Below are 12,787 nucleotides of genomic sequence, written 5' to 3'. Positions count from 1 at the left end.
CAGGAACCAGCACCATGACCCGCATCCTCCGACGATCCGCCGCCGTCCTGGCCGGCACCACCGTCCTCACCCTCGGACTCACCGGCTGCGTCGGCGGCTCCGGCGGCGCCGCGAGCGGCGGCGGCGACAGCGCCGACATCGACACCAGCTCCGCCTCCGGCACCATCGACTACTGGCTCTGGGACAACAACCAGAAGGCCGCCTACCAGCAGTGCGCCGACGACTTCCACACCGCCAACCCGGACGTGAGCGTCACCATCTCGCAGTACTCCTGGGACGACTACTGGACCAAGCTCACCAACGGCTTCGTCGCCGGCACGGCCCCCGACGTGTTCACCGACCACCTCTCGAAGTTCGCGGACTTCGTGAACAACGGCCAGGTCGTCTCGCTCGACGGCGTCGTCGAGAAGGACGGCGTCGACGTCTCGCAGTACCAGAAGGGCCTCGCGGACCTCTGGGTCGGCGAGGACGGCGAGCGCTACGGACTGCCCAAGGACTGGGACACCACCGCGATCTTCTACAACCAGGCTCTCGTCGAGGACGGCGGCTACACCGCCGACCAGATCGCCGGCCTGGACTGGAACCCCGACGACGGCGGCAGCTACGAGAAGGCCATCGCGCACCTCACCGTCGACGTCAACGGCGTCCGCGGCGACGAGCCCGGCTTCGACAAGACCCGCGTCGCCGTCTACGGCCTGGGCCTCGACGGCCAGTCCGGCGGCGGCAACGGCCAGACCCAGTGGTCGATGTACGCCGGCACCACCGGCTGGAGCTACACCGACAAGAACCCCTGGGGCACGAAGTACAACTACGACGACGAGCGCTTCCAGGCGACCATCGGCTGGATGGCGAAGATCATCGACGAGGGCTACATGCCCTCCCTCGCGGCCGTCACCGGCAGCGACTCGACGCAGACCTTCGGCGCCGGCAAGTACGCGATGATCACCAACGGCTCGTGGAACATCAACTCCTTCTACGGCCTCAAGGACATCCAGGTCGGCACCGCGCCGACCCCGACCGGCCCCGACGGCAAGCGCGCCACGATGTTCAACGGCCTGGCCGACTCCATCTGGTCAGGCTCCGACAACAAGGCCGCCTCGGCCAAGTGGGTCGAGTACATGGCCTCCGCCGACTGCCAGGACGTCATCGGCGCCGCCGGCGTCGTCTTCCCGGCCATCCCCTCCGGCTCGGACGCGGCCCAGGCCGCCTTCGCGGAGCGCGGGATCGACGTGACGGCCTTCACCGGCCAGGTCGACGAGGGGACCACGTTCCTCTTCCCGATCTCCGACAACGCGGCGAAGATCAACGGCATCATGCAGCCGGCGGTCGACGCGGTGTTCGAGGGCCAGGCCGACCCGTCCTCCCTGTCGTCGGCGAACGACCAGGTGAACGCGCTGTTCCAGTAGCGCTTCGGCCAGACTGGCGGAGAGGGGGCGATCGTGTCCCCCTCTCCGCCGATCGTCGCTTACTCGAGGAGACCCCGTGCCGGACATCACCACCCCCCGCAAGCGCCCGACCCGCAACGACGTCGCGGAGCGGGCGCAGGTGAGCTCGGCCGTCGTCAGCTACGTGATGACGGGGGCGAAGCACGTCACTCCCGAGACGGCGAAGCGCGTGCGGACGGCGATGGAGGAGCTCGGCTACCGGCCGAACTCCACCGCTCGCGCCCTGCGCACCGGCCGGACGCACACCCTCGCGCTCATCGTCGCCGACGTGAGCAACCCCTTCTTCTCCGAGTACGCCCTGCAGCTCGAGATCGCCGCGACGGAGCGCGGCTACGCGCTGCTCATCGCGAACTCGCACGAGAGCCTGGAGACGGAGGTGCGGCTGCTCGACGAGATCTCGCAGCGCGGGGTCGACGGCGTGATGCTCTCGAGCGTCCGCCACGCCAGCGACCGCTCCTCCCTCGACTCGCTCCCCGTCCCCGTGATGTGGATCGACGCCTTCCATCCCGCGGACGGCGCCGCCAGCGTCGGGGTCGACATCCGCCACAGCGCGCGGACCGTGGTGCAGCACCTCGCCGAGGTGCACGGCTGCCGCTCCGTCGGACTCGTCATCGGCGCGAGCTCGCAGCAGACCACCGACCCGCGCGTGCTGGGCTGGGCCGAGGCGATCGAGGAGATCGGCCTCGAGCCCGGTCCGGTGGTCACCACGACCTGGACGCGGGAGGGCGGGATCGAGGCGGCGCGGATGCTCCTGGACACCCCGAACCGGCCCGACGCCGTCTTCGCCGGCTCGGACCTCCTCGGCATCGGCGTCCTCCGCGGCGCGGCCGACCTCGGCCTCCGCGTCCCGGAGGACCTGCGGATCATCTCCTACGACGGCACCGCGGAGTCCGCGTTCAGCGTTCCGCGGCTCACCTCCTTCAAGCAGCCGGTCCGCGAGATGGCCCGCGCTGCGATCGACACCATCATCGACTTCACGCCCGACAAGGCGCACCACACGCTGTTCCGCGGGGAGCTGCTCCTCCGGGAGTCCTGCGGCTGCACACCGTCCGCGCCCTGAGCCGGGCAGAACAGCCCTGAGCCGGGCAGAACAGGAAGAATCACCGTGACACTCGCCACCTCCTCGACCGGAGTCGTCCTCCGCAGCGCTGGAGTCGCCCTCGTGCTGGACCTCAGCGACTCCCGGCTCCCGTCGGTCGCGCACTGGGGGGCGGACTGCGGGCCGCTCGATCGGGCGGCGTTCGACGCGCTGGTGCTCTCGGGCGTCGCCCCGGTCGGCCCGAACGACATCGACGAGCCGATCCGTCTCGCGGTGCTCCTCGAGCACTCCACGGGCTGGACCGGTCGGCCCGGCCTCAGCGGATCCCGCGCGGGGGCCGCCTGGTCGCCGGCCTTCCGCACCACGAGCCTCGAGCTCGACGGCGCCGCCCTTGCGGCCGGCGAGATCGCGGACGCCGGCGCGGGCACGCTCGTGGTCCGCGCCCAGGACGACGTCGCCGCGCTCGGCCTCGAGATCGTGATCGTCCTCGACCCCTCCGGCGTGCTGCGGATGCGGGCGGCGCTCACCAACCTCGGCGAGGACGGCTACCAGGTCGACGAGCTGCTGCTCAGCCTGCCCACCCCGCCCTCGGCGAGCGAGATCCTCGACTTCGCCGGCCGCTGGGGCAAGGAGCGCGTGCCGCAGCGCTCGGCCGTCATCGTCGGCGCGCACCGCCGCGAGGGCCGGCACGGGCGGACGGGGGCGGACGCCGCCACTCTGCTCAGCGTCGGCGAGCCCGGCTTCGGCTTCGCCCGCGGCGAGGTCTGGGGCCTGCACACCGCGTGGTCCGGCAACCACGTCCACCAGGTCGAGCGCGTGCACACCGGCGTGCAGACCCTCGGCGGCGGCGAGCTGCTGCTGCCCGGCGAGGTCCGGCTCGCCCACGGCGAGACCTACACCGGACCGTGGATCCACGCCGTCTACGGCGACGGACTCGACGAGGTCGCGCGGCGCTTCCACCGGCAGCTCCGCGCCCGGCCGGGCCACCCGCACTCGGCGCGGCCCGTCACGATCAACGTGTGGGAAGCCGTCTACTTCGACCACGACCTCGACGCGCTCGTCGAGCTGGCCGACCGCGCCGCGGACCTCGGGATCGAGCGCTTCGTGCTCGACGACGGCTGGTTCGGGAGCCGCCGGGACGACCACTCCGGCCTGGGCGACTGGACCGTCTCGAGCGACGTCTGGCCGGACGGACTGCACCCCCTGGTCGACCACGTGCGCTCCCTCGGCCTGCAGTTCGGGCTCTGGTTCGAGCCCGAGATGGTCAACCCGGACTCCGACCTCGCCCGGGCGCACCCCGAGTGGATCCTCTCGACCGGCGAACGGATGCCGCCCGAGTCGCGCTGGCAGCAGGTCCTCGACCTGGGCGATCCGGACTGCTTCGCCCACCTCCGCGACGCGATCCTCGCGATCCTCGACGAGTACGACATCGGCTACATCAAGTGGGACCACAACCGCGACCTCACCGACGCGGGCCGGCGCCCCGACGGCGCGCCGGGCGTGCACCGCCAGACGCTCGCGGTCTACCGGCTGATGGACGAGATCCGGGCCCTGCACCCGGGGCTCGAGATCGAGTCCTGCTCCTCGGGCGGAGCGCGGATCGACCTGGAGATCCTGGAGCGGACCGACCGCGTCTGGGTCTCCGACAACAACGACCCGCTCGACCGCCAGCAGATGAACCGCTGGACCGGCCAGCTGCTGCCGCCGGAGCTGATGGGGACCCACATCGCGTCGGGGGCCTCGCACACGACGGGCCGCGTGCACGACCTGTCCTTCCGCGCTCTGACGGCGCTGTTCGGCCACCTCGGCGTCGAGTGGGACCTGCGCTCCGCCGGCGACGAGGAGCTCGAGGAGCTGCGCCAGTGGATCGCCCTGCACAAGCGGCTCCGGCCGCTGCTGCACGGCGGCGACCTCGTCCGCCTGGACCACCCGGACGAGACGATCGCGGTGCACGGTGTCGTCGCTCCCGACCGCTCGGCCGCCGTCTTCGCGTACGTCTCGCTGGCCCGCGCCGGCGTCGTCTCCCCCGGGCGGGTCCGCCTGCCCGGCCTCGATCCGGAGTCGGTGTACCGGGTCGCCCCCGTCGTCATCGGCGCGCGGGACGCCGCGGTCCGCGACGCGATCTGGTGGCCGCAGGACGGCGGGGCGTTCGAGCTGTCCGGCGCCCTGCTCGGCCGAGCGGGACTCGTCCCGCCACTCCTGCACCCGGAGCGCGGAGTGCTCTACGAGGTGACCCGGGTCGGGAGCGTGCAGCCGTCCGCGAGCTGAGGCGGGTGACTCCCTTCGGACGGGCGCGGGCGGGGCGGGCGCTGTCAGCGCGGGCGCGGTAGGTTCGCTGCGATGAACACCTCGCGACGGGTCACTCGGCGCGACGTCGCCCGCCTGGCCGGCGTCAGCGACGCCGTCGTGACGTACACGCTCACCGGGACCGCGCCCGTCGCCGAGGCGACCGCGGCGCGGGTGCGGGCGGCGATCGCCGAGCTCGGCTACCGGCCGAACGCCACGGCGGCCGCCCTGCGGACCGGGACCTCGCGGACCATCGCCCTGCTCGCCCCGGTCGGCAGCCGTCGGGTGTTCACCAATCCGCTCTTCACCGAGCTGGCCAGCGCCGTCGAGGACGCGGCGCGCAGCCGGGGACTCGATCTGCTCGTGGTCACCTCGATCCCGGACGTCGACGCCCTGCACGCCCGACTCCGCGATCTGACGGCGCGGCAGATCGCCGGGGTGCTCCTCCTCGCGGGCGGCCCCGTCGACCGGACGTCGATCGACGCCTTCGGCGTGCCCTGGCTCCAGCTCAACAGCAGCGACGAGTCGGGGGCGAACGGCGTCGGCGTCGACCTGGAGGCCGGCGCGGCGGCGGTGACCCGCCACCTCCTCGAGACGGGGCGGCGCCGCATCGCCTTCGTCGGCGACGTCGAGCAGGACGACCGCGGCCGGTTCGAGGCCCGTCGGCGCGGCTGGGAGTCGGCGTGCCTCGACGCCGGGCGGGAGCCGGGTCCCGCACTCCGCAGCGACTACTCCCGCGAGGGCGGCTGGGCCGCCGGCCGGGTCCTGGCCGGGCTGTCGCCTCGGCCCGACGCCGTCTTCGCCGCCTCCGACCTGATCGGGATCGGCGTGCTCCGCGCGCTCCGTGACGCGGAGCTCCGGGTGCCGGACGACATCGCGGTCGCGAGCTTCGACGGCACCTGGGAGGGCGAGTACAGCGCACCGCCGCTCACCTCGCTGCGGCAGCCGCTCGAAGCGCTGGCCGAGGCCGCCCTCGACCGCCTGGTCGGCGGCGTGACCGGCTCGACCCTCCTCGAGGGCACCCTCGTCGTGCGCGCCTCCTCGGGCTAGGCGGGACGCGCTCGGGCTGCTCCGACGGGTTCAGACCGCGCCCGTCGAGGCCCACAGGTGGAACGCCGCATGGGCGCGGTGCGGACGCCAGGCCTGCGAGGCCGCGTCCGCCGCCGCCGTGCCGATCCCGCCGAGGGCGCGGCGCAGCACGAGGTCGCCCGCGGGGAACGCGTCCGGGTCGCCGAGCAGCCGGAGGCCGAGGTAGTCGGCGGTCCACGGGCCGATGCCGGGGATCGCGAGCAGGAGCCTGCGCTGCTCCGGCAGATCGCCCGCGCGGTCGAGCACCAGCCCGTCGGCGAAGGCCGACGCGACGGCACGGACGGTCGCGGCGCGGGCCCGGGTCACGCCGATCGCGGCGCGCAGCTCCTCGATCGGTCCGGCGAGGAGCGCCTCGGGCGTCGGGAACGAGTGGAGGCCCCGCTCGCCCTCGCTGCCGAACGCTGTCACGACGCGCCCGCCGAAGGTCCTCGCCGCCGCGACCGACACCTGCTGGCCGAGCACCGCCATCACCGCGGCCTCGAACGGCTGGGGATACTGCGTCGCCCGCAGTCCCGGCCGGGCGGCGACCATCGGGGCCAGCAGCGGATCGCGGGCGAGGGCGGCGCCGATCGCCTCGACGTCGGAGTCGAGGTCGAACCAGGCGCGGACCAGCGGGAGGACGGCGGGGTCGGTCGTCGTGACGCGGACGCCGGACGAGGTCAGCTCGAGCGCGAGCGGCACCGCCCGCGACCCGACGGTGACGAGGCGCTCGAGGCGCCGACCGTCGTCGGAGACCCGCTCGACCCCGGGCAGTGAGTGGTGCAGGAGGAGGTTCGCGGCGCCGACGACGTCGAAGGGGCCGTTCGCGCCGAGGTCGACGGGGCGCGGGTCCACGGGTCGGGAGTCTGCGGCGCTGGGGTCGACGGCGTTCAGGGGAGGAGCACCACCTTGCCGCCGGCGCGGCCCGACTCCACCAGCGCGAGCGCCTCCACGGCCGAGGCGAGCGGGAAGGAGCGGCCGAGCACCACCTCGAGCTCCCCGCGGCCGGCCCGCTCGAGCAGCGGTGCCCGGGCGGCGTCGCGGAGGGCCGTGCCGGGATCGGCGCCTTCGCCGCCGCCGAGCAACAGGACGCCGAGCGCCGCGCCGCGCTCGAAGCCGGCGACGGTGGCGATCCGGGAGCGGTCGGCGACGAGCGCGACGGAGGCGTCGAGCGCCTCGTCGGTGCCGGCCGTGTCGAGCGCGACGTCGACGCCCTCGGGCGCCAGCGCGCGCACCCGCTCCACCAGCCCCTCCCCGTAGCGCACGGACTCGCCGCCGAAGCGCTCGACGATCGCGGCGCCCCGCTCGCTGGACGTGCCGACGGCACGCGCGCCGCGCTCGCGCACGAGCTGGACGAGGAGGCTGCCGACGGCGCCGCTCGCCCCGTGGATCAGGACGGTGTCGCCGGCGGAGACGTGCGTCGCCTCGAGCAGGTGCACCGCGGTCGTGCCGGTGAGCAGGAGTCCGGCCGCCTGCTCCCAGGCGAGGCCCGGCGGCTTCGGCAGGACCGCGGCGGCCGGCACGACCAGCTCCTCGGAGTAGCCGCCGGAGACCCGGAAGGCGACCACCTCGTCGCCGACCGCGACGGTGCCGAGGGGCCCGGCCGCGTCCTCCCCCACCGCGGTGACCACTCCGGCGACCTCGCTGCCGGGGCGGACGGGGGTGCGTCCGCGGCCGAAGAGACCGCGGAGGAGCTTCGCGTCCGCGGGATTGACGCCCGCGGCGCGCACACGGATGCGCACCCGGCCGGGACCGGGCTCGCCGGGCTCGACCGTCACCGCGTGGAGGGCCTCGGGCCCGCCGAACTCGTCCGCCTGCATCGCCAGAACCACGGGGACCGCCTCTCGCGCGGGCCCCGATCGCCGGCGACGATCAGGAGGGGTCCGGGCGCGCCCGACGCTAGCAGCAGCGTCCGACACCGGCCGGGGCCCGCCGCCGAGGCGGCCGGGGCCGAGGCCGAGGCCGATGGATGTCGGACATCCGAGAACGCGCGTTCCCTCTGCGCCTACGATGGAGGGATGACGCCGCCGACCCTCGAAGCAACGCCTCCCCGCGAGGCGATCCTCGCGGCTGCCGACCGCCTCTACTACGAGCGCGGGATCCAGTCGGTCGGGATGGACGCGCTGCGCACCGCCGCCGGCGTCTCGCTCAAGCGCCTCTACTCGGAGTTCCCGAGCAAGGAGTCGCTCGTGCTGGCCGTGCTGCAGGCCCGCCACGAGCAGTGGACCCTCGGCGTGCGCAGCCGGGTCGCCGCCGCGACCGGCGCCCGGCCGAAGCTCCTGGCGATCTACGACTTCCTCTTCGACTGGTTCTCCGAGGACTCCTTCCGCGGCTGCAGCTTCATCAACGCCTTCGGCGAGTTCGGCTCGTCCAACCCGGCGGTCGCGCAGCTGGCCCGGGAGCACAAGGACACCTTCCAGAGGTTCCTCGCCGTGCTGACCGAGGAGGTCGGCGGCGGCGCCGAGCTGGCCGCGCAGCTCGCCCTCCTGGCCGAGGGCGCGCAGACCACCGCCGCCATCTCGGGCACCCCCGAGCCCGCCCTGCACGCCCGCCGCGCCGCCGAGATCCTGATCGACGCCGCGACCCGCACGTCCTGACGCCGCGCCGCATCCCCTGCTGATCGAGCCGCCCGCAGGGCGTATCGAGATCCACCGTCATCAGCGAGGCCGGTCTGCAGACCCGTCCTTCAGACGCAAGTGGGTCTCGATACGCGCGCTGCGCGCGCTACTCGACCAGCAAGAGAGTGCCCGTGCCGGCCGAGCGCCGCGCAGGGCAGCCGGGCATGCTGGTCGAGTAGCCCGGAGGGGCGGCCGGGCATGCTGGTCGAGTAGCCGCCTCCGGCGGCGTATCGAGACCCACCATCACCGAGACATCCGGGAGCGAGCCTCCTCCACACCCGTGATCCCACGGCGTTGTCCCCGGTCAGCGCATGGTTCCGATCCGGCCGTCGGTGGTCCCTGCTTCAATACGCGTATGTCAGAAGATGAGAATGCGGCAGCACTCGCGGAGGTGCGCGACTGCTTCACCGACGCCGCCGCCGCCGAGCGCGCCGCGTCCCCGACGCGCTTGAGGGCTGCGGAACGGATGCACCGGGGCTACCGCGTCGCGCTCACCGTCCCGGAATCCTTCGCCCGCGGCGCGACGCGCAGCGAGACCCGCGACCTCGTCGAGCGCTCCATCCGCGCCGAGCTGGCGGTGGCGTTCGGCGTGTCCGAGCGGGACGTCTCCCGACGCCTCGAAACCGCGCAGATGCTGATGGAGCACCTGCCCCTCACCCGCGCCCTGCTGAGAGACGCGCGGATCCTCTGGCAGGCCGGCGAGGCCATCTGCAGAACCGCGAGCAGCCTCCCGGAAGCCTCCCGCGCGGCACTCGACGAGCGCGCCGCCGACGCCGTCGTCACGATGACGACCACACAGCTGCGCCGCGCCCTGCCCCGCTGGCGGGAGGAGCTGCACGAGCAGCCCCTCGCCGAGCGGCACGCGCGTGCCCGCGAAGACCGCGCGGTGTGGGTCACCCCGGACGTCGACGGCATGGCGACGCTCTGCGTCCACGGTCCCGCGCCGGCGGTGACCGGCGCGTACGACCGGCTGCGCCGCATCGCGCGCACCCTCCGCGACGACGGCGATCCGCGTACTCTCCAGCAGCTCAGCGCCGACGCGGCCGTCGATCTCCTCTGCGACGGCGACATCGCCGGCACGACACCGGACCCTCATCATCGGCCGGACCCGACGTTCGTCCCAGGAGTGCGAGCCGAGGTCCGGCTGACCCTCGCCGCGTCGACGGCCGTGGGCCTGGACGACGCTCCCGCGGACCTCGACGGCTACGGCCCGGTCCCCGCACCGATCGCCCGCGAGCTGATCCGCACGGCCGCCTCCTTCACCCGGGTCCTGACCGATCCGGAGACCGGCGCCGTCGTCTCCGTGGGCCGCACCTACCGGGTCCCTCCGCCGCAGATGCGCCTGCACCTGCAGCTGCGGGACCAGACCTGCCGCTTCGCCGGCTGCACCCGGCCCGCCAGCACAAGCGAGGCCGACCACACCCTCGAGTGGCGCAACGGCGGCGAGACGTCTTTGGAGAACCTCGTCTCGCTCTGCACGTCCCACCACCACATCCGGCACGGGGACCAGTGGACGTACGTCAGACACGACGACGGAACGATCGTCTGGACGAGCCCGACCGGCCGGCGGATCAGCAACCGGCCACCGCCGCTCCCCGGCCGACCACCCGAGCCGCCACCCGGGCCCCGCTTCGCCGATGTACCCGCACCGTTCTGACGGTGGGGGATCTCGATACGCCCGCTCCGCGGGCTACTCGATCAGCATGAACAGCGCGCAAGCATGCCGGCGCACGTCCGCACATGCTGGTCGAGTAGCCCGAAGGGCGTATCGAGAACCGCCGCGCCGGAGTGCTCACGCGGGATCTCGATGCGACCGCTCCGCGGGTGACCCGATCAGGCGCGTCAGGCCTCGCCGCCGCCCGGCGGGCCGACGACGAGCAGCGCGGCGAAGACCGCGGCGACAGCGGCCAGCACCAGGGCGGCCGCGAGGACCGGGCGGCCGAGCGCCCAGCGCAGCAGCCGGCTCGGGAGCCTCCGGTCGCGCGGGTCGGCGCTCGCCTCACGGCGCCAGTCCCCCTCGAGGAGCCCCCGCCGCTCGAAGCCGCGCTCCAGCGGGATGGTCGTGTACGGCACCACGGCGCTGGCCAGCGCGAGCAGGGTCGCTCCCACGGTCCAGCGCTGGTTCACCGCGAGGACGAGTGCGGCCGCCCCGTAGGCGAGGAACGCGAAGCCGTGGATCGGGCCGGCCACGCTCACGGGCCAGTCGCCGACTCCGACGGCGTACTTGAGCAGCATGCCGACGAGCAGGAGCGTCCAGGTCACCGCCTCGAGGATCGACAGGATGCGGAAGAGGCGGCGCGGGCTCATGGGATCGGCTCCGTTCGGGTCCGCGGCGGTGCAGCGGACGGTCGGCGTCGGTCGACGGTCAGCGGGTCGACGGTCACCGGGAGACTACGACAGCACTCCTGCCTGCCACCTGGACAGCGCAGCACCGCGGGGACCCGGCCTCGCCGTCGACGGGCCGGCCGAGGGGGCGCGTCGACCGAGGAAGCGCTGCCGGGGCGACAGGTCAGCCGAGACGGCCGAGCAGCGCGAGCGTCGAGGCGACGCCGACCGCGACCGCCGAGAGCGCCGCGATCGCCCCGTGCACGCCGCTGCGCAGCGGTGTGGCCCGCGGCTCGTCGCGCAGTCCGGACCACAGTCGGCGCGCGACCTCGTCGGCGCTCGGGCGGGCGGCGGGGTCGAGGCGGGTCATCTCGGTCAGCAGCCCGCGCCAGCGCTCGGGCACCGAGTCGGGGACGACAGGGGCGTGGTGCATCCGCTGCAGCGAGATCTCCAGGGTGGTGCCGGTGTAGGCGCGACGCCCGGAGACCGCCTCGAGCAGCACCAGGCCGAGGGAGTAGACGTCGGACGCCGGGCCGACCGTCCCGGAGCCGAGGCTCTCGGGGCTGAGGTACGCCGCAGTCCCGACCAGGACGTCCGAGCGGGTGAGCCGCGCGTCGTCGACGGCCCGGGCGATGCCGAAGTCGCTGAGCTTCGCCTCGTGCCCAGCACCGGCGGCGACCACGGACCGCGTGCGGACCAGGACGTTCTCGGGCTTCACGTCCCGGTGCAGGACGTCCCGCGCGTGCAGGTGCGCCAGAGCGTCGGCGAGCTGAGCGCCGACCTCGGCGAGCAGCTCCTCGTCGCCCGAGGCGAACCAGCCGGCGGCGGGGTCGGCCGGGTCGAAGTACTCGAGGACGAGGAAGGCGAGCGCGCCCTCCTCCGTCGCGATCTCGCCCTGGTCGAGGATCTCGACGATCGAGGAGTGGCGGGAGTCGATCAGCAGGCGCACCTCGCGCTCGCGCCGCGACCGCTCGTTCGGAGTGTCGGCGACCTCGCGGTAGACCTTCACGGCGACGGAGCGCGCCAGGTGGAGATCGCGCGCCCGGAAGACCGTCGCGCTGCCGCCCTCGCCGATGCGCTCGAGCAGGAGGTACCGATCGGCGAGAGTCGTGCCGAGGAGGGGGTCCGAGAGCGGGAGGACCGGTGCGGTGTCGAGCATGCCGTCCTCCGTCCTCCAGATTTCGCTAGCTCGTCTAACTAGCTTGTCCATTCGTACCGTCTGGCGTCGCCGAGGACAAGCACCAGGACGGGGTTGTACATGACTAGATCTTCTTGCTACATGACTGTCTAAGCTGTGGTGCATGGACGAGGTCGCGCTGACTCGACCGGCTGCCCTCCGGCACCCGGCCGTCCCGAGCGCGCCCGGGGCCGCCGAGGTCCTCGGCGCGATGCGGGCCTTCCGCACGGCCGAGAGCGCGATGCGCCGACGCACCCGCGGATCGATGGGCATGGGCGAGAACGATCTGCTCGCGGTCCAGTTCCTCATGCGCCGGCAGCAGGGCGGCCAGCACGTCAGTCCGAAGGACCTCGCCGCCTATCTCGGCATCTCCTCCGCCTCGACGACCGTCCTCATCGACCGCCTGGTCAAGAGCGGTCACGTCCTCCGCCAGCCGCACCCGAGCGACCGGCGCGCGATCCGGATCGTCGCCACCCCCACCTCCCACCGCGAGGTGCGCGAGACGCTCGACGACATGAACCAGCGGATGCTGGCCGCGGCCGAGCAGCTCTCCCCCGAGGAGGCGAGCGCGGTGGTCCGCTTCCTGCAGACCGTCCGCGAGATCGTCGAGATCCCCGGCGAGCAGGGCGACGTCCTCGAGGACGACGCCGACCACGAGCTGACCGTCGAGCGACGCCGCGCCTGAGACGCTCGGCCCGGCCGCACCCTCCACGTTCTCTGCCGAGAACGCGTCCTCGGCGTCGGTACTCGGGGCGCGCCCGGCGTCACCGTCCGTTCATCCGGCCCGGCTTGACATCGTTAGTCAAACTAGTAGACAGTCTTTCTAGCG

Annotated in this window: 11 protein-coding genes; 7 read left to right on the top strand and 4 right to left on the bottom strand. The window is 73.6% G+C overall.

Going from position 1 to position 12,787, the window contains the following annotated elements; all coding sequences use genetic code 11:
* Window positions 1–14 precede the first annotated feature (14 nt).
* The 4 genes from EDF35_RS15465 to EDF35_RS15450 all read left to right on the top strand — a co-directional run bounded on the left by EDF35_RS15465 (window position 15) and on the right by EDF35_RS15450 (window position 5,820).
* Complete coding sequence (locus EDF35_RS15465; protein WP_123705398.1) at window positions 15–1,406, top strand: sugar ABC transporter substrate-binding protein; 1,392 nt, start codon at window positions 15–17, stop codon at window positions 1,404–1,406.
* A gap of 76 nt (window positions 1,407–1,482) precedes the next feature.
* Window positions 1,483–2,505 carry a LacI family DNA-binding transcriptional regulator gene (locus EDF35_RS15460; protein ID WP_133962975.1) on the top strand — a complete coding sequence of 341 codons (1,023 nt, stop codon included), beginning with the start codon at window positions 1,483–1,485 and terminating at the stop codon, window positions 2,503–2,505.
* 45 nt (window positions 2,506–2,550) lie between these two features.
* The gene (locus tag EDF35_RS15455) at window positions 2,551–4,752 is read left to right on the top strand and encodes an alpha-galactosidase (RefSeq protein ID WP_133962974.1); all 2,202 of its coding nucleotides are present in this window, start codon (window positions 2,551–2,553) and stop codon (window positions 4,750–4,752) included.
* Between the two features lie 72 nt (window positions 4,753–4,824).
* Window positions 4,825–5,820 carry a LacI family DNA-binding transcriptional regulator gene (locus EDF35_RS15450; RefSeq protein ID WP_133962973.1) on the top strand — a complete coding sequence of 332 codons (996 nt, stop codon included), beginning with the start codon at window positions 4,825–4,827 and terminating at the stop codon, window positions 5,818–5,820.
* Window positions 5,821–5,850: 30 nt separating this feature from the next.
* On the opposite strand, the gene EDF35_RS15445 is transcribed toward EDF35_RS15450, so the two are convergent.
* Both EDF35_RS15445 and EDF35_RS15440 read right to left on the bottom strand, forming a co-directional pair.
* Complete coding sequence (locus EDF35_RS15445) at window positions 5,851–6,693, bottom strand: AlkA N-terminal domain-containing protein (protein WP_133962972.1); 843 nt, start codon at window positions 6,691–6,693, stop codon at window positions 5,851–5,853.
* Window positions 6,694–6,728: 35 nt separating this feature from the next.
* A complete protein-coding gene (locus EDF35_RS15440) occupies window positions 6,729–7,670 on the bottom strand; it encodes an NADP-dependent oxidoreductase (protein WP_243840006.1) in 942 nt (313 codons plus the stop codon).
* Between the two features lie 186 nt (window positions 7,671–7,856).
* On the opposite strand from EDF35_RS15440, the gene EDF35_RS15435 reads away from it, so the two are divergent.
* Window positions 7,857–8,435, top strand: coding sequence for a TetR/AcrR family transcriptional regulator (locus EDF35_RS15435; protein ID WP_123705403.1), 579 nt, complete (start codon window positions 7,857–7,859; stop codon window positions 8,433–8,435).
* Window positions 8,436–8,811: 376 nt separating this feature from the next.
* Window positions 8,812–10,113, top strand: a complete 1,302-nt coding sequence (locus EDF35_RS15430; RefSeq protein ID WP_133962971.1) for an HNH endonuclease signature motif containing protein — start codon at window positions 8,812–8,814, stop codon at window positions 10,111–10,113.
* Window positions 10,114–10,298: 185 nt separating this feature from the next.
* Here the strand turns inward: EDF35_RS15430 and EDF35_RS15425 are convergent, their stop codons facing one another.
* On the bottom strand, window positions 10,299–10,763 hold the full coding sequence (locus EDF35_RS15425) for a DUF3817 domain-containing protein (RefSeq protein WP_133962970.1): 465 nt from the start codon (window positions 10,761–10,763) through the stop codon (window positions 10,299–10,301).
* A gap of 202 nt (window positions 10,764–10,965) precedes the next feature.
* Window positions 10,966–11,940, bottom strand: coding sequence for a serine/threonine-protein kinase (locus EDF35_RS15420; protein ID WP_166674132.1), 975 nt, complete (start codon window positions 11,938–11,940; stop codon window positions 10,966–10,968).
* 142 nt (window positions 11,941–12,082) lie between these two features.
* Here EDF35_RS15420 and EDF35_RS15415 point away from each other — a divergent pair, with 142 nt between their 5' ends.
* Window positions 12,083–12,643: a MarR family transcriptional regulator gene (locus tag EDF35_RS15415; protein ID WP_123705406.1), complete on the top strand. Its 561-nt coding sequence runs from the start codon at window positions 12,083–12,085 to the stop codon at window positions 12,641–12,643.
* The last annotated feature ends 144 nt before the right edge of the window (window positions 12,644–12,787 follow it).

It is taken from the genome of Rathayibacter sp. PhB151 (assembly GCF_004366415.1).
In the GTDB taxonomy this organism is placed as follows: domain Bacteria; phylum Actinomycetota; class Actinomycetes; order Actinomycetales; family Microbacteriaceae; genus Rathayibacter; species Rathayibacter festucae.
This window is presented reverse-complemented; position numbering and strand designations above follow the sequence as displayed.

What these genes read in the sequence shown, in the direction of transcription:
- EDF35_RS15450 (WP_133962973.1), top strand. Translation starts at nt 4,825, where the DNA reads ATGAACACCTCGCGACGGGTCACTCGGCGCGACGTCGCCCGCCTGGCC.
- EDF35_RS15420 (WP_166674132.1), bottom strand. Translation starts at nt 11,940, where the DNA reads ATGCTCGACACCGCACCGGTCCTCCCGCTCTCGGACCCCCTCCTCGGC.
- EDF35_RS15435 (WP_123705403.1), top strand. Translation starts at nt 7,857, where the DNA reads ATGACGCCGCCGACCCTCGAAGCAACGCCTCCCCGCGAGGCGATCCTC.
- EDF35_RS15425 (WP_133962970.1), bottom strand. Translation starts at nt 10,763, where the DNA reads ATGAGCCCGCGCCGCCTCTTCCGCATCCTGTCGATCCTCGAGGCGGTG.
- EDF35_RS15415 (WP_123705406.1), top strand. Translation starts at nt 12,083, where the DNA reads ATGGACGAGGTCGCGCTGACTCGACCGGCTGCCCTCCGGCACCCGGCC.
- EDF35_RS15430 (WP_133962971.1), top strand. Translation starts at nt 8,812, where the DNA reads ATGTCAGAAGATGAGAATGCGGCAGCACTCGCGGAGGTGCGCGACTGC.
- EDF35_RS15465 (WP_123705398.1), top strand. Translation starts at nt 15, where the DNA reads ATGACCCGCATCCTCCGACGATCCGCCGCCGTCCTGGCCGGCACCACC.